Below are 20,760 nucleotides of genomic sequence, written 5' to 3' on the forward strand. Positions count from 1 at the left end.
CCCTTCACATCGTCGATGACGGCTCCGGCCGTCTGATCCGGCGCACCGCATGCCTCTGCGGGGCGAGCGCCGACACGAGCACTTGCAATGCCTCATCCGGTTGCGAATCTCCGCACATGAAGATGTCGAGCGCCGCGTAGCCCAGCTCCGGCCAGGTATGAGCGGAGATGTGCGATTCCGCCAGCAGCAGCACGCCGGTGATGCCGAGCCCGGGGCCGAAGCCATGGAAATGGCTGTGGAGTATCGTTGCGCCGGCCGCCGTGGCGGCTTGCCGAAGCAGGCCGTCGAGCAGTTCCGCGTCGGACAGCTTCTCGGCCGCCACGCCATGCAGGTCTGCCAGAAGATGCATGCCGCAGCCGGTTCCTGTCTGCAGCCCGGATGCCTCTTGCAAGCGGGTTGCCGGATTCATTTGTGGCCGCTCCCGCCCGAACTGCTGCCATAGCCGCCCGTGGAAGACGATGAACTCCAGGCGCTGCCGCCCCGGCTGGCGCTGCCCGGCGTGCCCTTGAGCAGTTCCTGCCAGCTGGCCACCGACGAGACCAGCGAAATCATCAGCGCGTAGATCACGAACTTGACATTCATTCTTTACCCGCCCCGGCCTTGTCGATGACCCATGCCGGCAGGTAGAGCGCCAGGCTCGTGATCAGCAGATAAGCGCTTACCTTGCCGAACGACATCAGCAGCGGAATCAGGTTGACGATCAGGAGCCCGACGATGAAGTATTTCGCGACTCGCCGGGTCGACGACTTGGCCGGCGCCAGCTTGCCTTTGAACTTGTCGCCGAACCATGCCCGCATCTGGAACGCCGGCGCAGGCACCGAGAGGGACCAGGTCAGTTCGTTCGGGCCCAGTTCGGCGGCCAGCGCCTTGCCGGAAAGATTGAATTCGACAATGCGGTCCGTATCGCCCGCCTTCACCTTCCAGTTGAAGGCGCCAGCGGCAAATACCGTCTTTGCGCGGTAATCGGATGCCTTGCGAAAGCGCTGGCCGTTGAGAACGGCCGTGTCGCCGCCGTCCCAGATCGGCCACTCATCCAGCACCCGCGTCTGGAACCAGCCTTCATCGGTTTCGACCAGCCACAGAAAGCCGCGCTGCGGGTTGAACAGAAGATACTCGGTCCACACGACGCCCTCGTCGTCGCTGCGGCGGAGCAGGCCTATCGTTTCGAAGGTCTTGCCGCTGATGCTTGCCTGCTGCCCGAGTTCGATGGCGGTGGTGGCATCGACGGCCGCCATGCGCGTGGCGGTATCGATCACCTCAGCGGTTCTGCTCGTGGTGTCCACCAGCGACCGGCAACTCGGGCAGACCAGCTGGCGGGTAATCCCCGGCACGAACCGGACGCTGCTGCCGCAGGACGGGCAATCCAGCGGCCGCACCCCGCCTTTCAGCTTGCCGGCGCTATCGCGTATGTCGTCCTCGGCGCGCAGCAGCTGGCAGTGGAGGTCGTCCAGGGTGACAGCCTGGCCCGCATAGACCATAGGGATATCGGCATCGGAATAATCGAGCGTCAGAAAGCGGGAGCCGCTGCGGAAATCCGCCACTCTGGCTTGCCAGCCCGCGCCGACGCGGAAAGGAAGCTCGCCTTCGCCCCCGGTGCAGGCGGCGCTTCGTATGTCGGCCGCCAGATACGCCTGTCCGTGGATGATGAAGGTTTTGCCGGGAATCAGTTCATCGAACGCGGGCAGGGCGCCCGCGCCGGCGGTCTCGAAAGTGAGCGTGAACTGGTTCGAGGCATCCGACAGCCAGCCGCAGCGGCCGTCGTTGAACATCACATGCCACTCGTTCCACAGTCCGCCGTCATAGCGCAGCTGGATCCGGCCGATGACGGTGAATTCCGCGCCCTTGAATACGCCGGAGGTGCCGATCTGGATGGGCGAGTAGTCTTCAAGGACGCTGGCCATGCGGCCCATGTCCCTGACCGCATCACCTTCCCGGTGAACGGTTGCCTTGCAGTATTCGCAAACCGCGATCACCGACGCGGCCGAGCGGAACGACAGCGGAGCGCCGCAAGCGGGACAGGAGGCGTTGAACATGGAGCTGCGGCGATTGACCGGCTAGCCGATCAATTGCTGCAGTACCTTCTGCTTCGCAGCATCGTAGTCGCTTTGCGAGATCAGTCCCTTGTCGAGCAGGGCTTTCAGCTTTTCCAGCCTGGCTTCGGGCGGCTCCTGCGCCGCGGGGGCGGCCGGTGCGGCAGGTGCGGCCGGTGCCGCTCCGCCCATGCCCTGCGTCATGGCTTGCCCGATCGCCATGCCGGCGCTGAGCCCGGCGCCGATGCCGGCCACGCCGCCTTCATTCTGGGCGGCAAGCGGAATCGCTTCGGCCGTCTGGAACTTGGTGAAGCCTTCCATCTTGCCGGCGCTCAGGCCGCCCTTCATGCCGGCGCCGATGCGCGCATCCAGCGCCTGCTGCAATTCATCGGGCAGGCTCACCGTGCCGACATTGAATTCGTCGAGCGCCAGCCCGTAGCGGGAAAACGCCAGGCTCAGGTCGCCCTTGACCTGCTGCGCCATGAGGCTCTGGTTGGCCGCCATGTCCAGGAACGGGATGCTCGACGCGCCGAGCGAATTGGCCATGGTGGCGAGCATGATGCCCTGCAGCTGGGCTTCGACCTCGTCGCGGGTGTAGATCTCGCGGGTGCCGCTGACCTCGGTGTAAAAAGCCCTCGGATCGGCGATGCGATAGGAGAACATGCCGAAGGCGCGCAGCCGGATCGCATCGAAATCCTTGTCGCGGATGGTGATCGGCTGCGGCGTGCCCCATTTGCGGCCGGTCTGGATGCGGGTGCTGAAAAAATAGACATCGGCCTTGAAGGGCGACTCGAACAGCCGGCTCCAGTTCTTCAGGTCGGTCAGCAGCGGCAGGGTCCGGGTCGTCAGCGTGTAAGTGCCGGCGCTGAAGACGTCGGCCAGCTTGCCTTCGCTGACGAAGATGGCGACCTGGGAGTCGCGCACGACCAGCGTGGCGCCGTTCTGGATCTCCATGTCCTGCATCGGAAAGCGCCAGGCCAGCACGCCTTCGCTGTCCTCGGTCCATTGGATGACGTCGATGAACTGCTTCTTGATGAAAGAAAAGATGCTCATGGAGATTTCCTTTGGCTTCGGTTCAGGAGATGCAGGCGGCGTTGATGGCGCCGACGGCAAGGGAAGTGACGCCCAGCATGGCGCCGAAGGCCACGTTGTTCGACTCGATATGGTCCTTGGACATGGACAGCATGCGGGCGGCCACGATATACGTCATCAACTGCACCAGCAGCGCCGCGATGGACCAGGCGATGAAGCCTGGTATTGCCGAGGTGTGGAGGATGCAGGAGGCAATGGTGAGGGAAAAGCCGAGCAACGCGCCGCCGAAGGAAAGCGCGGCGGCCACATTGCCTTCGCGAATGAGCTGGATCTCATCGAAGGGCGTCACGCGCGTGTACACCGCAAAGAACAGCACGAGCAGCAGGCCGGAAAGCAGCAGATAGACGATGTAGTTTGCGAATCCAGCCAAGGCTCACCCCCTTGATGAGGCAGGAAACTAGATGGCAATATACAAATGGCAAGGGTCTTTGTCCACCCAACTCATGCGCCATGTGGTTTTCGACGGCGCGGTATGTTGCATGTCGCCAGTTCCGGGGCAGGGGCGGTTGGCACGAAGCTTGGTACCGGCGGCATGCCGGCAATAACAGCTTGTGAGGGCGCAACTGCATGGCCAGGCATATTCTCATCTTCTCCGTCTTCGTCGTTGCCTCCTGCGGCCTTGCCTATGAGCTGATCGCCGGCGCCCTCTCCAGTTATCTCCTGGGCGACTCCATCTTCCAGTTTTCCACCATCATCGGCTGCTACCTGTTTGCCATGGGCATGGGAGCGCACTTTTCGAGGCATGTGCGGGACCAGGATGTGCTGTCGCGCTTCGTCGATCTGGAATTGGCCATCGGACTGATCGGCGGCTTGTCGGCGGCGCTGCTGTTTCTGACCTTCGCCTGGAACGGCGCGCCTTTCCGCATCATGCTGTATCTGCTGGTGTTCTCCATCGGCGCTCTGGTCGGGATGGAAGTGCCGCTGGTGATGCGGGCCCTGAATGCGCGGCAGACGGCTTTCAGCGAGCTGGTCAGCCGGGTGCTCACTTTCGATTATCTCGGCGCCCTGGCGGTCTCGCTGCTCTTTCCGCTGGTGCTGGCGCCGCGGCTGGGCCTGGTGCGTACCGCCTTTCTGTTCGGCATGCTGAATGTCGGCGTGGCGCTCTGGACCATGCGGGTGTTTCGCGCCGAGCTGTCCGGCGTCGTCGGCCGCATGCTGAGGGCAGGGGCGACGGGTTTCGTCCTGCTGCTGGGTTTCGTGCTTTCGGACCGCATGGTGCACTGGGGCGAACGCGGCATGTTCGGCGACGAGATCGTGTACGCCACGTCCACGCCCTACCAGCGCCTGGTCCTCACGCGCTGGAAGGACGATCTGCGGCTCTACATCAACGGCAACCTGCAGTTCTCCTCCCGCGACGAATACCGCTATCACGAAGCGCTGGTGCATCCGGCGCTGGAGCGATTGCCCTGGGCGCGCTCGGCGCTGATCCTGGGCGGCGGCGACGGCCTGGCGCTGCGCGAGGCGCTCAAATACCCGAACATCAAGTCGGCGACGCTGGTGGACCTGGATCCGGCCATGACCGACGCCTTCCGCAACCGCGAGGAACTGGCCGCGCTGAATCAGGGTTCATTGCGCGATCCGCGCGTGACGGTGGTGAATGCCGATGCGGCGCAATGGCTGCAGCAAAACGACACGGTGTTCGATGCCGTCATCGTCGACTTTCCCGATCCATCCAGTTTCGCGCTCGGCAAGCTGTACTCGGTGCCTTTCTATCGCCTGCTGCTCAGGCATGTCGCGGCGAACGGGCTGGTGGTGGTGCAATCCACCTCGCCATTCTTCGCGCCGCATGCCTACTGGACCGTCGATGCCACCCTGCGCGAAGCCGGCCTGCGCACCACGCCCTACCATGCTTATGTGCCTTCCTTCGGCGAGTGGGGATTCATCATCGGCGCGCCGGAGACCGGCCGCGACGCCTACACGCCGCCATCCGGCTACCGCCTGCCGCTGCGCTTCCTGAACGCGGACACCACGCGCGAGATGTTCACCTTCCCGCCCGACATGAAGCGGATCGAAATGCCGCCGAACCGGCTCAACACGCAATCGCTGGTCCATGAGTTCGAGCAGGATTGGCGCAGGTTCATCCGGTGATCAACCGTCGCGTCTTCATGCTCGGCATGGGCGCCGCCGCGGCCGCCAGCGCCGGCGGCTATTGGCGGCTGCGGGAGGCGCCGACCGTGGTGCATGCGCCGGGCAAGTCGGAAGGCCATGCATTGCGCGATCGACGCCGCCTGCCGCCAGCCTCGGAGGTCATCGAAACCGATGTGGTCATCCTCGGTTCCGGCATCGCTGCATTGACGGCGGCATGGAAGCTGAACCGGGAAGGCTGGCGCAACTTCCTGATGATCGACGGGCCGCAGCCTTACGGCAATGCCGCCGCCCTGGATGCGCATGCAGTGCCTTGTCCGACCGGCGCGCATTATCTGCCCCTGCCGGGACCGGAATTGATCCATGTGCGGGAAATCCTGCGCGACCTCGGCGTGCTGCTGCACGGGATGGCCAACGAGCAGCCGGTCTACGACGAACGCTACCTTCTCCATGCGCCCGAGGAGCGCCTGCTGTTCAATGGACGCTGGCAGGAAGGCATCCTGCCGAAGGAAGGCGTGCCGCAAGCCGAACTGGAAGAGCATGCGCGCTTTTTCCGGCTGGTCGAGCAGGGGAAGGCGGCGAAGGGAATGGATGGCAGGCCGGCCTTCGCCTTCCCGATGGCGAATTCATCGATGGATGCTTCCTGGCGCGCGCTCGACCGGTTGAGCATGAAGGCATGGCTCGACGAGCGCGGCTTCCGTTCGCCGACCCTGCACTGGTATGTGGACTACTGCTGCCGCGACGATTACGGGGCGGCCTACGGACAGGTATCCGCCTGGGCCGGCATGCATTATTTCTGCAGCCGGCATGGCCGCGCGCAAAATGCCGCCGACGGGGCATGGCTGACCTGGCCCGAGGGTCTGCATTTCCTTGCTGCCGGGCTCGATCGCGCTGCCGGAGCGCGCCGGCGGCCCGGCATGGCCTGGGAACTGTCCGAGCGCGGCCGCGGCGTCGAGGTGCTGTGCGCGGAATTGGCCGATGGCCGGCCGAAAAGCTTTCTGATCAAGGCAAGGAGGGCGATTTGCGCCATGCCCCTGCATGTCGCCGCCGGCATCATGCCAGGCCTGCAAAGCTACGGCTTCGATGCGGCGCTGCATCTGCCGAGCCATGCGCCATGGATGGTGGCGAATTTTTTGATGAACCAGTTTCCCGAGGAGTTGCCGGCCGCGCCGCTATCCTGGGACAACGTCGTGTTCGGCGGCCGCGGCCTGGGATATGTGGTGTCCACCCATCAAGACATTCGGGTGTCGCCGCCGGCGAAATTCGTCTTCAGCGCCTATCACGCTTTCGGCGGTCAGCCCCCCGGACAGGTCAGGCGCTGGATGGAAAGCGCTGCGGCTGCCGAATTGCTGGACGTGGCCGGAGCCGATCTGCGCGCCGCCTATGGTTCGCGGCTCGCCGGGTGCGTGGAAAGGGTGGATATCACCTTGCGCGGCCATGCCATGGCTTGTCCAGGCGTCGGCTTTTTGGGCAATGCCGGCTTGCGGGCGTTGCGCGCTGCGGACGGCCCGGTGCTTTTCGCCCATGCCGACCTCAGCGGCTTTTCCGTCTTCGAGGAGGCATCCTGGTGGGGGTACCAGGCTGCCGTGCGCCTGCTTGCCGCATAGAAGAAATTGCCGGCCGGCACGGCCGTCCGGCTGGCCGGCGCGCAAGCGGGTTTGCTTGCGGCGGCTCAAGCGCTCCGATTCCCCACGCAGTAAAGTGAAGTCCCTCGAGCCTGCTGGCCGTGGGAAGGAACAGGCGCAGCGATGGATAGCCGTTCCGAAATAGCGGCCTTACGGCGGCCGCCACTTCGGCCGGTAATTCGGAACAGCCCTCGGCTGCGGGCATTCCTTCCCACGACCAGCCGGCTTGAACCCGGACACCGCAAACGAAAACGCCACCCTCGGGTGGCGTTTTTCATTTCAGCTGCCTCAGCCTTTCGGCTGGCCCGATCAGGCCGGGTACAGGCGGGCTTTTTCCTGGTCTTCGCTGGCATTGCCGCGGGCGGCACGGGTGGCCTTGCCTGCCTTGGCGGGAGCAGTCACGGCATGGGTAGCTTCGCCGCTGTTGGCGGACAGTTCCGCGGGGTTGCTGGCATAGGCCTCGTTCAGCTCGGCGCGCACTTCGGCGCGGGTCTTGCCGAAGGGGACGTTCGACGCCGCGGCGGGGAATTCACCACTCAGGGCACCGATCGCTGCCGGGTTCTGGGCGTAGGTCTGGGCCAGTTCGGCGCGCACTTCGTCACGGGTCTTGGCTTGGCCGGCATCTGCGGCAACGGCGGAACCAGCAAGGGCAAACAGGGCAACGGTGGCAAGGGCACGGAGTTTCATGTTGTTCTTCCTTTACTCAACGGTTTTAGGGATGCCGGGATGTCGGCTTCGCGGGCGGTTGCGCCTCATCGATGAAGCACAGTGTAGTGTTTCTCCCGCCGGTGAAAAACCGCGTCTTTGGAAATGCATTATTCCTAAAAGTGGAAATATATGCGTTTTTGGCAAGGCTGACCGGCAGCGATGCCTGTTGGGCATGTCGTTCTCGAGGGGCGCTTGCCCGGGCACTGAACGCTTTCGCGCAAATCCAACGGCCCTTACCTGACCGAAGTCATGCCTCGTGATTTATCGAAGGAAACAAAACACATGTGTATATCTCAGAGGAAACCTTCAGAATGTTTCCTAAGTGCTTAATAATTCACGGAAATCATGTTTTGTGTTGCACTAACGAAATCTCCTAAGTCATTGACTTCATTGGAAAAAATAGCATTTTTCCCATGGGATATTACTTGACCGCAAAAGGTGCATCCTCTAAAGTGGGTGGCGGTGTGAAAAAGTGTGGTTTTGTGGGAAAAATTACCACGCAAAGCCGCAAGCAAACCAACCATAACCTACGTCAGGGCAGGGTTCTCCAAAGTGTTCCAGGGCGCGTCAGCACTGAATCTCGATGCCAAAGGGCGGATGACCATCCCGTCCAAGCATCGTGACGCCCTGACCGTCCAATGTGAAGGCCGCATCACCTTGACCAAGCATCCGCATGGCTGCCTGCTGTTCTTCCCGCGCCCGGTATGGGAAGTGCATCGCGAGCAGATCGCCGCGTGGCCGATGTCGGCACGCGCCTGGCAGCGGATTTTCCTGGGCAATGCCTGCGATGTCGAAATGGATTCCGCCGGCCGCATCCTGATCGCTCCCGAACTGCGCAGCGCAGTCGGTCTGAAGCGCGATGTGATGCTGCTCGGCATGGGGAGCCATTTCGAGATCTGGGATGCGGACAAGCTGGCCGAGAACGAAGCTGCAGCCGTGGCCAACGGCATGCCCGACGTACTGAACGATTTTTCCTTCTGACGCACGAGATGAGCAACCAGGAAGCGGTGCCCGCAGGTCAGCACCGGACAGTGCTGTTGGAAGAGGCGGTGGATGCGCTGGCGATCGAAGGCGCGCGCGCCGACGGCGTCTACGTCGACGGCACTTTCGGCCGGGGCGGCCACAGCCGCCTGCTCCTGCAGCGGCTCGGGCCGCGCGGACGGCTGATCGCCTTCGACAAGGACCCGCAGGCGATCGCCACCGCCCAGGAAGTGAAGGATGCGCGTTTCGAGATCGTGCACGACAGCTTCGCCACCATGGCGCAGGCCTTGTCGGCGCGGGGCGTGACGCAGGTGGACGGCGTGCTGCTCGACCTCGGCATTTCATCGCCGCAGGTGGACGACCCGGCGCGGGGCTTCAGCTTCCGCCATGACGGTCCGCTCGACATGCGCATGGACACCACGCGCGGCCTGTCGGCGGCGGAGTGGCTGGCAACGGAAACTGTTGAAAACATCGGAAAGGTGATCAGGGACTATGGGGAAGAACGGTTTGCTTTTCAGATTGCAAAGGCGATTGCAGCTCGCAGGGCAGTCGAGCCAATTTCAACCACACGACAGCTTGCCGATCTCGTGGCAGGCGCCGTCAAAACCCGTGAAAAAAACAAGGATCCGGCCACTCGCACCTTTCAGGCTGTCCGTATTCACATCAATCAGGAACTTGAAGCACTCGAGATAGGGCTCGACGCCGCCGTGGAGCGCCTGGCCATGCACGGGAGGTTGGCTGTGATCAGCTTTCACTCGCTGGAAGACCGCATCGTCAAGCGTTTCCTGGCTGCCCGCGCCACCGTGCAGCAGCCGGACCGCCGCCTGCCCATCCGAGCCGCCGACCTGCCGCAACCCGATCTCAAGCTGATCAGCAAGATGAAACCTTCAGACGCCGAAATCGCCGCCAATCCGCGCGCCCGCTCCGCCATCATGCGCGTGGCGGAACGCATCGGCGCGCGCGCCAACGGAGGCGCGCGATGAGCGGCAAGCTGAGCTTCCTGCTGACGGCCGGCGTGGTCGGCTGCGCCCTGTCGCTGGTGAATGCCCAATACCAGGCGCGCCAGCTGTTCATCGAGCTGGAGCGCGCCCAGGCTGCCGCCAAGCAGCTCGACCTGGAATGGGCGCAGCTGCAGCTGGACCAATCCACCCTGGGCAAAAATGCGCGCATCGAGGCCAGCGCCCGGCGCGATCTGACCATGGTGCCGGTAACGCCCGCCCGCACCCAGTACCTGACCCTGGGAGAGGTCAAATAATGCGCCCCACCTCCCGCACCGCCGCCGGCCGCGGCGTCCAGTTCAGCGCCAGCCCGGTGCTGGCCCTCAAGCTGCCGGTATGGCGCTCGCGCCTGGTGCTGTTTGCCCTGTTCAGCGCTTTCGTGGCGCTGATCGGCCGTGCCCTCTGGCTGCAGGGCTTGTCCAAGGAATTCCTGCAGAAGCAGGGCGCCTCGCGCTATGCCCGCACCCTGGAGCTGCCCGCCACCCGCGGCCGCATCACCGACCGCAACGGCCAGGTCCTGGCTTCCTCCCTGCCGGTGAAGGCGATCTGGGCCATTCCGGAAGACGTGCTGGAGGCGCCGGCGGAAAAGATCCGGGCGCTCGCCAAGCTGCTGGAGATGAGCGAAGCCGACCTGCGCAAGAAGCTGGATTCTGACCGCACCTTCGTCTACCTCAAGCGCCAGGTGGAGCAGGAGACGGTCGATGCCATCCTCAAGCTCGGCATCGCCGGCATCGAGACCCGCAAGGAGTACAAGCGCTTCTATCCCGAAGGCGAAGCCATGGCGCACATCGTCGGCTTCACCAACGTGGAGGACGCCGGCCAGGAAGGCATGGAGCTGGCGTTTCAAAAGGATCTGGCCGGCACCGTCGGCAGCCGCCGCGTCATCAAGGACCGCCTCGGCCGCATCGTCGAGGACATCGGCTCCATCCGCGAGCCGCGCGACGGCAAGGACCTGACCCTGTCCATCGACAGCAAGCTGCAATACATCGCATTCAGCCATCTGAAGGAAGCGGTGGAGAAGCACAAGGCCAAGGCGGCCGGCGCGGTGGTGCTGGACGTGAAGACCGGCGAAGTGCTGGCCCTGGTGAACCTGCCGACCTACAACCCGAACAACCGCTCCATCCTGACCGGCGCCCAGCTGCGCAACCGGGTGCTGACCGATACCTTCGAGCCCGGCTCGACGCTCAAGCCCTTCACCGTCGCTTTGGCGATGGAGACCAAGCGGGTCACGCCCAATACGGTGATCCAGACCGCGCCCGGCAAGATGACCATCGGCACCGCCACCATCGGCGACGCCCATCCGCACGGCGCGCTCACGGTGGCCCAGGTGATCGAGAAATCCTCCAACGTCGGCACTGCCAAGATGGCGCTGCAGATGCAGCCGCAGGAAATGTGGGATCTGTTCACCACCGTCGGTTTCGGCCAGCAGCCCAAGCTCGGCTTCCCGGGCGCAGTCGCGGGCCGGGTGCGTCCGGCGAAGTCCTGGCGTCCCATCGAGCAGGCGACCATGAGCTACGGCCACGGCATTTCCGTGTCGCTGATCCAGCTGGCGCATTCCTACATGATCTTCGCCCGCGACGGCGACATCATTCCGCTCTCCTTCAGGAAGCTGAACGAGCCGCCGGTCGGGCAGCGGGTGATCAGCCCGAAAACCGCGCAGGACATGCGCGCCATGCTCGAAACCGTCACCGGCCCGGGCGGCACCGCGCCCAAGGCGCAGATTCCGGGCTACCGCGTCGGCGGCAAGACCGGCACCGCCTACAAGCTGGTCAACGGCCGCTACGCCAGCAAGTACGTCGCTTCCTTCGTCGGCCTGGCGCCGGTGTCGAACCCGCGCATCATCGTCGCCGTCATGGTCGACGAGCCGACCGGCGCCCACTACGGCGGCGAAGTGGCGGCCCCGGTGTTCGCCTCGGTCTCCGCCAACGTGCTGCGGGCGATGAACGTGACCCCGGATTCCTCCGTCACCAACATCATCATCCCCAAGGATGCGGTGCAGGAGAGCCTGTGACCAACGACGCCATGGACCTCGCCGACATCCTCGACTGGCTGCGCCGCGAAGCGCCGAACGCCCAGCTGGCGTCCGATTCGCGCGCGGTGAAGCCGGGCGATGCCTTCCTTGCCTATCCCGGCGACAGCGCCGATGGCCGCGCCTACATCGCCGGCGCCATCGAGCGCGGCGCCGCCGTGGTGGTGCACGAGTCCGCCGGCTTTGCGTGGGATGCGGCATGGAACGTGCCGCATCTGGCGATTGCCGACCTCAAGCGCCGCGCCGGCGACATCGCCGCCGCCTACTACGGCCGACCGGATGCGCAGATGCTGACCATCGGCGTCACCGGCACCAACGGCAAGACTTCCTGCACCCAGTGGCTGGGCAAGGCGCTGTCGGCGCTCGGCCAGCCGGTGGCGGTGATCGGCACCCTCGGCGTCGGCCTGTACAAGAAAGGCGCGGCCGGACAGTTTCAGAGCACCGGCTACACCACGCCGGACGCGGTACTGCTGCAGCGCCAGCTGGCGCAATTGAAGGACGCCGGCGCGCAGGCGCTGGCGATCGAGGCGTCCTCGATCGGCCTGCACCAGGGCCGCCTGAACGGCATGCATTTCGATATCGCGCTGTTCACCAATTTCACCCGCGACCATCTCGATTACCACGGCGACATGGCGGCCTATGAGGATGCCAAGCGCATGCTGTTCGACTGGCCCGGCCTGAAGCATGCGGTGCTGAACCTGGACGACGCGATGGGCCTGCGCCTGGCCGATTACCTGAAGCGGGCGCGGTCTGAAGTCAACCTGATCGGCTATGCCGCCAACGAGGTGAAATTCGACGGCATGCTGCTGCGCGCCGCCGACATCCGGGCCGCGCACGAGGGTACGGTGTTCCACCTGCATACCCCGGCCGGCACGGCCCAGGTCAAGCTCAATCTGGTCGGCGCCTTCAATGTCAGCAATGTGCTCGGCATCGTCGGCGTCATGCTCGCCAACGAGATCGGATTGCCGGCGGCGATCAATGCGGTCGAAAGCCTGACCCCGGTGCCGGGACGCATGCAGCAGCTCGGCGGCAAGGATGCGCCGCTGGTGGTGATCGATTACGCCCACACGCCGGATGCGCTGGAAAAGACGTTGTCCGCGCTGCGCCAGGTGGCGCGCGACCGCAACGGCAAGCTGTGGTGCCTGTTCGGCTGCGGCGGCGACCGCGATCCCGGCAAGCGGCCGCAGATGGGTGCCACCGCCGAAGCCGCTGACGAAATCGTGCTGACCAGCGACAACCCGCGCAGCGAGGAGCCGAACGCCATCCTGGCCCAGATCAGGGATGGCATCGCCGCGGAACGCCGGCCGGCGGTGCAGGTGATCGAGGACCGCGCCACCGCCATCCTGTGGACGGTGCGCCATGCGGCCCGCGCCGACGTGGTGCTGCTGGCGGGGAAGGGCCATGAAACCTATCAGGAGATCAAGGGCAAGAAGCTGCCCTTCCTGGATGCCGACCATGCCGCGCTGGCGCTGGCTTCGCGTGCAACGATGAAAGGATCGAGCTGATGAAATCATCGCTTGCCGAACTGCAGCCCCATATCGCCGGCGCCGCCATGACGGCCGATGCCGCCTTCGAGGGCGTGTCCACCGACAGCCGCACGGCGGCCGCCGGCAGCCTGTTCGTCGCCCTGCGCGGCGAGCGCTTCGATGCCCACGACTTCCTCGACGAGGTGGTGGCGCGCGGCGTCGCCGCGGTGGTGGTCGACCGCCCCATGCCCGGCCTGAAGGCGCCGGCCCTGGTGGTGCCCGACACCCGCGCCGCGCTGGGCCGCATCGCCGCCTTCTGGCGCGGCCGCTTCGACCTGCCGGTGATCGGCGTCACCGGCAGCAACGGCAAGACCACGGTCAAGGAAATGATCGCTTCCATCCTGGCGGCGCATTTCGGCGCCGACCATTGTCTCGCCACCCGCGGCAACCTGAACAACGACATCGGCGTGCCGCTCACGCTGTTCCGCCTGCAGCCCGCGTGCCGCGCCGCCGTCATCGAGCTCGGCATGAATCATCCGGGCGAGATCGCGCAGCTGGCGGCGATGGCTTGGCCGACCGTCGGCCTGGTCAACAATGCGCAGCGCGAGCACCAGGAATTCATGGCCAGCGTGGAAGCGGTGGCCGAGGAAAACGGCGCGGTGATCCGCGCGCTCGGCAGTCAAGGCGTGGCGGTCTATCCGGCGGATGACACCTATGCAAGCCTGTGGCGCGGCTATGCCGCCGAGCGCGGCTGCCGCAGCCTGACCTTCGGACTGAGCCCCGATGCCGACATCAATTGCACCTACGCAGCGAACGATTTCGGCAGCGACCTGTCCATCACGGCCAACGGTGTGCGCTTCGGCGTAAGGCTGTCGGCGGCGGGCGAGCACAACGTGCGCAACGCCCTTGCCGCAACGGCATGCACGCTTGCCATCGGCGTGCCGACACAGTCCATCGTGCGCGGCCTGGAAGCCTTCGCCCCGGTGAACGGCCGGCTGCAGCGCAAGCAGGCCAGGAGCGGCGCCCTGGTGATCGACGATACCTACAACGCCAATCCGGATTCGGTGCGGGCGGCCATCGACGTCCTTGCCAGGGCGATCACGCCGCGGCAGCTGGTGCTCGGCGACATGGGCGAAGTCGGCGACCAGGGCCCGCAGTTCCACCGCGAGATCGGCGCCTATGCGAAAGCGCAGGGCATCGAGCGGCTGCTGACCCTAGGCGAGCTGGCCGCCGATGCGGCTGACGCCTTCGGCGCGGGCGCAGAACATTTCGCCGATATCGATGCGATCGGCAAGGCGGCGGAGCAGTTCGCCGTCGCAGGAACCACGACCCTGGTGAAGGGCTCGCGCTTCATGAAAATGGAGCGCGTGGTCAAGCGCCTGGTCGAGGAAGCAACACCCCAACACGTACAGGAAGTTCATTAAATGCTGCTCTGGCTGGCACAATATTTTCAACAGGACGTCGGAGCGCTGCGGGTGTTCGGCTTCATCACCTTCCGCGCCGTCTTCGCCACCCTGACCGCGCTTGCCATCGGCCTGATCTTCGGGCCGGCAGTGATCCGCATGCTGACCCGGCTGAAGGTCGGCCAGGCGGTCCGCACCAACGGTCCGCAGACCCATCTCGTCAAGACCGGCACCCCGACCATGGGTGGCGCGCTGATCCTGCTTGCCATCGCCATTTCGACTTTGCTCTGGGCCGACTGGAGCAACCGCTTCACCTGGGTGGTGCTGATGGTGACGCTCGGCTTCGGCGCCATCGGCTGGGTGGATGACTACCGCAAGGTGGTGTATAAGAACCCGGACGGCATGTCTTCCCGCGAGAAGTACTTCTGGCAGTCGCTGATCGGCATCGTCGCTGCGATCTACCTGGCGTTCTCGGTGTCGGCGCCGACCAACACCAAGGTCTGGCAGCTGTTCCTGGCCTGGGTGCAGTCGGGCTTCAACATCGACCTGCCGCCGAAGGCCGACCTGATCGTGCCCTTCTTCAAGACGATTTCCTATCCGCTCGGCGTGTGGGGCTTCATCGGCCTGACCTACCTCGTCATCGTCGGCTCCAGCAACGCGGTGAACCTGACCGACGGCCTGGACGGCCTGGCGATCATGCCGACCGTGCTGGTCGGCAGCGCCCTCGGCCTGATCGCCTACCTCACCGGCAGCACGGTGTACGCGAAATACCTGTTCATCCCCTACATCCCGGGCGCGGCGGAACTGATCGTGTTCTGCGGCGCGCTGGCCGGCGCCGGACTCGCCTTCCTCTGGTTCAATGCCCATCCGGCCCAGGTCTTCATGGGCGACGTCGGCGCCCTGGCGCTGGGCGGCGCGCTCGGCACCATCGCAGTCATCGTGCGCCAGGAGATCGTGCTGTTCATCATGGGCGGCATCTTTGTGGTGGAAACCCTGTCGGTGATGCTGCAGGTGAGCTACTTCAAGTACACCAAGAAGCGCTATGGCGTCGGCCGCCGCATCCTGCTGATGGCGCCGCTGCACCACCATTTCGAACAAAAGGGCTGGAAGGAAACGCAGGTGGTCGTGCGTTTCTGGATCGTCACCATGATGCTGGTCTTGTTTGGACTCTCGACCCTGAAGCTGCGCTGATGAACTACCAAGGCAAACACGTTCTCGTCCTCGGGCTCGGCGAATCCGGCCTGGCGATGGCGCTCTGGCTGGCCCGTTGCGGCGCCGGCCTGCGCGTGGCCGACACGCGCGAGGCGCCGCAGCGCCTGGACGCGCTGAAGGCTGCCGTGCCGCAGGCGGAGTTCCGCGCCGGCGCATTCGACGCCGCGCTGCTCGACGGGATCGATTTCATCGCCGTCAGCCCGGGCCTGGCGCCGGAGCGCGAACTGGCGGAGCTGTTGCCGGCCGCCCGCGAGAAGGGCATCCCGGTATGGGGCGAGATCGAATTGTTTGCCCAGGCGCTGAGCGCGCTGCGCGAAGCGCAGGGCTATCAGCCGAAAGTGATCGCCATCACCGGCACCAACGGCAAGACCACCGTCACCAGCCTGACCGGCCTGCTGTGCCGCCGCGCCGGCCTGACGGTGCAGGTGGCGGGCAACATCAGTCCGGCGGCGCTGGACGTGCTGCGCGCCGCGCTTGACGAAGGCAGCCTGCCCCAGGTCTGGGTGCTGGAACTTTCCAGCTTCCAGCTGTTCGCTACCGACAGCCTGCAGGCCGACGCCGCCACCGTGCTCAACCTTACCCAGGATCACCTCGACTGGCATGGCGACATGAAGGCCTATGCCGACGCCAAGGCCCGCATCTTCGGCAAGGACACAGTGCGGGTGCTGAACCGCGACGATGCCCTGGTCATGGCCATGGCCGCATCGGGCGCGCGCCAGATCACCTTCGGCGCCGGCGAACCGGGCCAGCCCGACTGCTTCGGCCTGGCGGAAGAAAACGAGATGCACTGGCTGTCGCTGGCAGTGCCGCTGGAAGAGGGCGAGAAGCGCCGCCGCCGCAAGGACAGCAGCAACGAAGTGGCGGTGATGGTCAATCGCCTGATGCCGGCCGACGCGCTGAAGATTCGCGGCCGCCACAATGCGCTCAATGCGCTGGCGGCGCTGGCCCTGTGCCGCGCCGTCGGCCTGCCGCTGGCGCCGCTGTTGCATGGCTTGCGCGAGTACCAGGGCGAGCCGCACCGGGTGGAATTGGTGGCCAACGTCGGCGGCGTCGATTACTACGATGACAGCAAGGGCACCAACGTCGGCGCCACCGTCGCCGCCCTGGTCGGGCTCGGTTCCATGCAGCATGGCGGCAGCCGGCTGCTGCTGATCGCCGGCGGCGACGGCAAGGGCCAGGATTTTGCGCCGCTGGCGGAGCCGGTCGCCCGCCATGCCCGCGCCGTGCTGTTGATCGGCCGCGACGCCGGCGCCATCCGCGCCGCGGTGCAGGATGCCGGTGTCGAGCTCATCGATTGTCCGACGCTGGAAGCGGCGGTGGAGAAAGCAGCCGCCCTGGCCCAGCCGGGCGACGCGGTTCTGCTGTCCCCGGCCTGCGCCAGCCTCGACATGTTCCGCAACTACGCCCATCGCGCCGAAGTGTTCGTTGCAGCGGTGCGCGAGGCGGCCCTGGCCCGCGGCGAGGTGATCGCATGAAATTCGCCCTGCCATTCTTTTCATCCGATGCCGCGCCGCGCCCGGCGCAGGTGCAGCGTTCGCGCATGATGGAGTACGACCAGCCGCTGGTGTGGGTCGTGGTGCTGCTCATGCTGTTCGGCATGGTGATGGTGTATTCGGCCTCGATCGCGCTGCCGGATTCGCCGAAGTATGCCGCCTACCGGAATTCTCATTTCCTGGTGCGGCAGGCGGCATTCATCGGCACCTCGCTGGTGGCCGGGCTGGTGGCTTTCCGCATTCCGGTGAAGACCTGGCAGCGCTGGGCTCCCTATCTGTTCGTCGGCACCCTGGTGCTGCTGGTGCTGGTGCTGGTGCCCGGCATCGGCAAGGGCGTCAACGGCGCCAAGCGCTGGCTGTCGTTCAAGGTGTTCAACCTGCAGCCGTCCGAGATGATGAAATTGTTCGTGGTGCTGTACGCCGCCGACTACACCGTGCGCAAGCAGCAGTACATGCACAAGCTCACCAAGGGCTTCATGCCGATGACGGCGGCGATCGGCTTCGTCGGCCTGCTGCTGCTGCTCGAACCCGACCTCGGCGCCTTCGGCGTCATCGTCTGCATCGCCATGGGCATCCTGTTCCTCGGCGGGATCAACGGCATCTGGTTCGGCGGCATCGGCGCCACCCTGGTCGGCATCTTCACCCTGGTGATCGTGCTGTCGCCCTGGCGCCGCGAGCGCATCTTCGCCTATCTCAATCCCTGGGAAGAACAGAACGCGCTCGGCAAGGCATACCAGCTGTCGCATTCGCTGATCGCCTTCGGCCGCGGCGAGCTGTTTGGCGTCGGCCTCGGCGCCAGCGTGGAAAAGCTGCACTACCTGCCGGAGGCCCATACCGACTTCCTGCTGGCGGTGATCGGCGAGGAACTCGGCTTCGTCGGCGTGTTCGTGGTGATCCTCATGTTCTACTGGATCGTCAAGCGCGCCTTCGAAATCGGCCGCCAGGCGATCGCCATCGACCAGACCTTCGCCGGCCTGGCCGCCAAGGGCATCGGCATCTGGATCGGCGTGCAGACCTTCATCAACATGGGCGTGAACCTCGGCCTGCTGCCGACCAAGGGCCTGACCCTGCCGCTGATGAGCTATGGCGGCTCGGGGGTGCTGCTTAATTGCGTCGGACTGGCGATGTTGCTAAGAATTGACTACGAAAATCGTGTGCTCATGCGCGGAGGCCGCGTATGAAAAGGCTGCTCATCATGGCGGCCGGCACCGGCGGGCATATCTTCCCCGGGCTGGCGATCGCCCGCACCATGCAGGAGCGCGGCTGGGAAGTGTCCTGGCTCGGTACCCAGCATGGCATGGAGCAAGACATCGTGCCGAAGCACGGCGTGCCGATGGATGCGATCGACTTCGCCGGCCTGCGCGGCAAAGGCATGGCGCATACCGTGCGCGGCGTGTTCCGCATGGCAGGCGGCCTGGCGAAGTGCTTTTCCATCATCGGCCGGCGCCGGCCGGACGTGGTGCTCGGCATGGGCGGCTACGTCACCGTTCCTGGCGGGCTGATGGCGCGCCTGCGCGGCAAACCGCTGGTGCTGGTGAATGCCGACGCCGGCCTGCTGCTGTCCAACAAGACCCTGGCGCCGCTGGCGAGCAAGGTGCTGTTTGGATTCCCGGCCGATTTCGGCGCCGCTGCCGGCAAGGCGGTGGTATCGGGCAACCCGGTGCGTGCCGAGATCCTGGCCTTGCCGGAACCGGCGCAGCGCTATGCCGGCCGCAGCGGTCCGCTGCGCCTGCTGGTGGTCGGCGGCAGCCTCGGTGCCAAGGTGCTCAACGAATCGGTGCCGGCGGCGCTGGCATTGCTGCCGAAGGAAGCGCGGCCGGTGGTCACCCACCAGTCCGGCAAGCAGCACATCGACGCGCTGCGCGCCGCCTATGCGCAGGCCGGCGTGGACGCGGAAGTGGTCGACTTCATCAATGACATGCCGCGCCGCTATGCCGAGGCCGACCTGGTGATCTGCCGCTCCGGCGCCATCACCGTGTCCGAGCTCACCGCAGCGGGCGTGGCGAGCGTGCTGGTGCCTTTCATCGCCTCCACCACCTCGCACCAGCGCGACAATGCGCAATGGATGGCGGCGCAGCAGGCGGGCATCCACCTGCCGCAGGGCGAGCTGAGCGCGCAGCGCCTGGCGCAGCTCCTGCAAACCATGACGCGCGAATCCTGCCGCGCCATGGCCGAAGCGGCTTACCGCCTCGGCCGGCGCCAGGCCAACGACGCGATTGCAACCGTTCTGGAAGAAGTCAGCAACACATGAAACACAAGGTCAAGAACATCCATTTCGTCGGCATCGGCGGCTCGGGCATGAGCGGCATCGCGGAGGTGCTGCTCAACCTCGGCTACAAGGTGTCCGGCTCCGACCTCGGCAGCAATGCCGCCACCCTGCGCCTGCGCGAGCTCGGCGCCAAGGTGACCGTCGGTCATGCCGCCGCAAACATCGAAGGCGCGGATGCCATCGTCACCTCCACCGCGGTGCGCGGCGACAATCCGGAAGTGGTGGCGGCGCGCGCCAAGCGCATTCCCATCGTGCCGCGCGCCATGATGCTGGCCGAGCTGATGCGCCTGAAGCAGGGCATCGCCATCGCCGGCACCCACGGCAAGACCACCACCACCAGCCTGGTTTCCTGCGTGCTGGCCCAGGGCGGGCTGGACCCGACCTTCGTCATCGGCGGACGCCTCAACAGCGCCGGCGCCAATGCCAAGCTCGGCGCCGGCGACTTCATCGTCGCCGAGGCGGACGAGTCGGACGCTTCCTTTCTCAACCTGTCGCCGGTGATCGAGGTCATCACCAACATCGACGCCGACCACATGGACACCTATGACCACAGCTTCGCCAAGCTGAAGCAGGCGTTCATCGAGTTCACCCAGCGCCTGCCCTTCTACGGCGTGGCCATCATCTGCATCGACGATGCCAACGTGCGCGAGATCATGCCCTTCATCTCCAAGCCGATCATCACCTACGGCTTCCATGCCGAAGCCCAGGTGCGGGCGGTGGATGCGAGGGCAGTCGACAGCCACATGCATTTCACCGTGCTGCAGGAAGGCTATGCGCCGCTCGAGGTGAAACTGCACCAGCCGGGCATGCACAACGTGCAGAACGCCTGCGCGGCCATTGCCATCGCGCGCGAGCTCGGCATCGACGACTGCGCCACCCAGAAGGCGCTGGATGAATTCACCGGCGTCGGCCGCCGCTTCAGCCGCTACGGCGAGGTGGCGCTCAAGGATGGCGGCTCCTTCACCCTGGTGGACGACTACGGCCACCACCCGGTGGAGACCGCCGCCACCCTGGCCGCCGCCCGCGGCGCCTTCCCGGGCCGCCGCATCGTGCTGGCCTTCCAGCCGCACCGCTATACCCGCACCCGCGACCTGTTCGAGGATTTCGTGAAGGTGCTGTCGAGCGCCGACGCGCTGGTGCTGGCCGAGGTGTATGCCGCCGGCGAGCAGCCCATCGTCGCCGCCGATGGCCGCGCGCTGGCGCATGCGCTGCGCGTTGTCGGCAAAGTGGAGCCGATCTTCGTTGAAGACATCAACGACATGCCGCAGACCATCCTCGACATGGCGCGCGACGGCGATGTCGTCATCACCATGGGCGCCGGCTCGATCAGCGGCGTTCCCGGCAAGCTGGCAGGAAAGCATTGAGAAGC

At 65.5% G+C, this 20,760-nt stretch carries 19 protein-coding genes; 13 read left to right on the plus strand and 6 right to left on the minus strand.

The window, feature by feature from the left end; all coding sequences use genetic code 11:
- Positions 1-4 precede the first annotated feature (4 nt).
- The 5 genes from speD to CHB88_RS02780 are packed head-to-tail and all read right to left on the minus strand — an operon-like array spanning position 5 to position 3,492.
- Complete coding sequence (speD, locus tag CHB88_RS02765) at positions 5-349, minus strand: adenosylmethionine decarboxylase (protein WP_342745478.1); 345 nt, start codon at positions 347-349, stop codon at positions 5-7.
- Between the two features lie 56 nt (positions 350-405).
- Positions 406-582 (minus strand): hypothetical protein, encoded by a 177-nt coding sequence (locus tag CHB88_RS25010; RefSeq protein ID WP_176442291.1) that lies wholly within the window; start codon positions 580-582, stop codon positions 406-408.
- Positions 579-2,033: a DUF4178 domain-containing protein gene (locus tag CHB88_RS02770; RefSeq protein ID WP_089397735.1), complete on the minus strand. Its 1,455-nt coding sequence runs from the start codon at positions 2,031-2,033 to the stop codon at positions 579-581. The genes CHB88_RS25010 and CHB88_RS02770 overlap by 4 nt, the downstream gene beginning before the upstream one ends.
- A 21-nt stretch (positions 2,034-2,054) precedes the next feature.
- Positions 2,055-3,083 (minus strand): SPFH domain-containing protein, encoded by a 1,029-nt coding sequence (locus tag CHB88_RS02775; RefSeq protein WP_089397736.1) that lies wholly within the window; start codon positions 3,081-3,083, stop codon positions 2,055-2,057.
- A 22-nt stretch (positions 3,084-3,105) separates the two neighbouring features.
- The gene (locus CHB88_RS02780; protein ID WP_245844680.1) at positions 3,106-3,492 is read right to left on the minus strand and encodes a DUF350 domain-containing protein; all 387 of its coding nucleotides are present in this window, start codon (positions 3,490-3,492) and stop codon (positions 3,106-3,108) included.
- Between the two features lie 197 nt (positions 3,493-3,689).
- Here CHB88_RS02780 and CHB88_RS02785 point away from each other — a divergent pair, with 197 nt between their 5' ends.
- Positions 3,690-5,210: a polyamine aminopropyltransferase gene (locus CHB88_RS02785; protein WP_089397737.1), complete on the plus strand. Its 1,521-nt coding sequence runs from the start codon at positions 3,690-3,692 to the stop codon at positions 5,208-5,210.
- The gene (locus tag CHB88_RS02790) at positions 5,210-6,814 is read left to right on the plus strand and encodes an NAD(P)-binding protein (RefSeq protein WP_089397888.1); all 1,605 of its coding nucleotides are present in this window, start codon (positions 5,210-5,212) and stop codon (positions 6,812-6,814) included. Before CHB88_RS02785 ends, CHB88_RS02790 begins: the two co-directional genes overlap by 1 nt.
- 327 nt (positions 6,815-7,141) lie before the next feature.
- Here the strand turns inward: CHB88_RS02790 and CHB88_RS02795 are convergent, their stop codons facing one another.
- Positions 7,142-7,519 carry a DUF4148 domain-containing protein gene (locus CHB88_RS02795; protein ID WP_089397738.1) on the minus strand — a complete coding sequence of 126 codons (378 nt, stop codon included), beginning with the start codon at positions 7,517-7,519 and terminating at the stop codon, positions 7,142-7,144.
- A 573-nt stretch (positions 7,520-8,092) separates the two neighbouring features.
- Here CHB88_RS02795 and mraZ point away from each other — a divergent pair.
- The 11 genes from mraZ to murC are packed head-to-tail and all read left to right on the plus strand — an operon-like array spanning position 8,093 to position 20,755.
- Positions 8,093-8,521, plus strand: a complete 429-nt coding sequence (mraZ, locus tag CHB88_RS02800; protein WP_089397739.1) for a division/cell wall cluster transcriptional repressor MraZ — start codon at positions 8,093-8,095, stop codon at positions 8,519-8,521.
- A gap of 8 nt (positions 8,522-8,529) precedes the next feature.
- Complete coding sequence (gene rsmH, locus CHB88_RS02805; protein WP_089397740.1) at positions 8,530-9,504, plus strand: 16S rRNA (cytosine(1402)-N(4))-methyltransferase RsmH; 975 nt, start codon at positions 8,530-8,532, stop codon at positions 9,502-9,504.
- A complete protein-coding gene (gene ftsL, locus CHB88_RS02810) occupies positions 9,501-9,776 on the plus strand; it encodes a cell division protein FtsL (protein ID WP_089397741.1) in 276 nt (91 codons plus the stop codon). Before rsmH ends, ftsL begins: the two co-directional genes overlap by 4 nt.
- Positions 9,776-11,530, plus strand: coding sequence for a peptidoglycan D,D-transpeptidase FtsI family protein (locus CHB88_RS02815; protein ID WP_089397742.1), 1,755 nt, complete (start codon positions 9,776-9,778; stop codon positions 11,528-11,530). Before ftsL ends, CHB88_RS02815 begins: the two co-directional genes overlap by 1 nt.
- 11 nt (positions 11,531-11,541) lie before the next feature.
- The gene (locus CHB88_RS02820; RefSeq protein WP_089397889.1) at positions 11,542-13,053 is read left to right on the plus strand and encodes a UDP-N-acetylmuramoyl-L-alanyl-D-glutamate--2,6-diaminopimelate ligase; all 1,512 of its coding nucleotides are present in this window, start codon (positions 11,542-11,544) and stop codon (positions 13,051-13,053) included.
- Positions 13,053-14,438 (plus strand): UDP-N-acetylmuramoyl-tripeptide--D-alanyl-D-alanine ligase, encoded by a 1,386-nt coding sequence (locus CHB88_RS02825; protein ID WP_089397743.1) that lies wholly within the window; start codon positions 13,053-13,055, stop codon positions 14,436-14,438. Before CHB88_RS02820 ends, CHB88_RS02825 begins: the two co-directional genes overlap by 1 nt.
- Positions 14,439-15,608: a phospho-N-acetylmuramoyl-pentapeptide-transferase gene (mraY, locus tag CHB88_RS02830; protein ID WP_089397744.1), complete on the plus strand. Its 1,170-nt coding sequence runs from the start codon at positions 14,439-14,441 to the stop codon at positions 15,606-15,608.
- A complete protein-coding gene (gene murD, locus CHB88_RS02835) occupies positions 15,608-17,104 on the plus strand; it encodes a UDP-N-acetylmuramoyl-L-alanine--D-glutamate ligase (protein ID WP_089397745.1) in 1,497 nt (498 codons plus the stop codon). Before mraY ends, murD begins: the two co-directional genes overlap by 1 nt.
- Complete coding sequence (ftsW, locus tag CHB88_RS02840; RefSeq protein ID WP_089397746.1) at positions 17,101-18,303, plus strand: putative lipid II flippase FtsW; 1,203 nt, start codon at positions 17,101-17,103, stop codon at positions 18,301-18,303. The genes murD and ftsW overlap by 4 nt, the downstream gene beginning before the upstream one ends.
- Positions 18,300-19,373 carry an undecaprenyldiphospho-muramoylpentapeptide beta-N-acetylglucosaminyltransferase gene (gene murG / locus CHB88_RS02845; protein ID WP_089397747.1) on the plus strand — a complete coding sequence of 358 codons (1,074 nt, stop codon included), beginning with the start codon at positions 18,300-18,302 and terminating at the stop codon, positions 19,371-19,373. The genes ftsW and murG overlap by 4 nt, the downstream gene beginning before the upstream one ends.
- On the plus strand, positions 19,370-20,755 hold the full coding sequence (gene murC / locus CHB88_RS02850) for a UDP-N-acetylmuramate--L-alanine ligase (protein ID WP_089397748.1): 1,386 nt from the start codon (positions 19,370-19,372) through the stop codon (positions 20,753-20,755). The genes murG and murC overlap by 4 nt, the downstream gene beginning before the upstream one ends.
- Positions 20,756-20,760 lie beyond the last annotated feature (5 nt).

This window comes from Noviherbaspirillum humi (assembly GCF_900188095.1).
Taxonomy (GTDB): Bacteria; Pseudomonadota; Gammaproteobacteria; order Burkholderiales; family Burkholderiaceae_D; genus Noviherbaspirillum; species Noviherbaspirillum humi.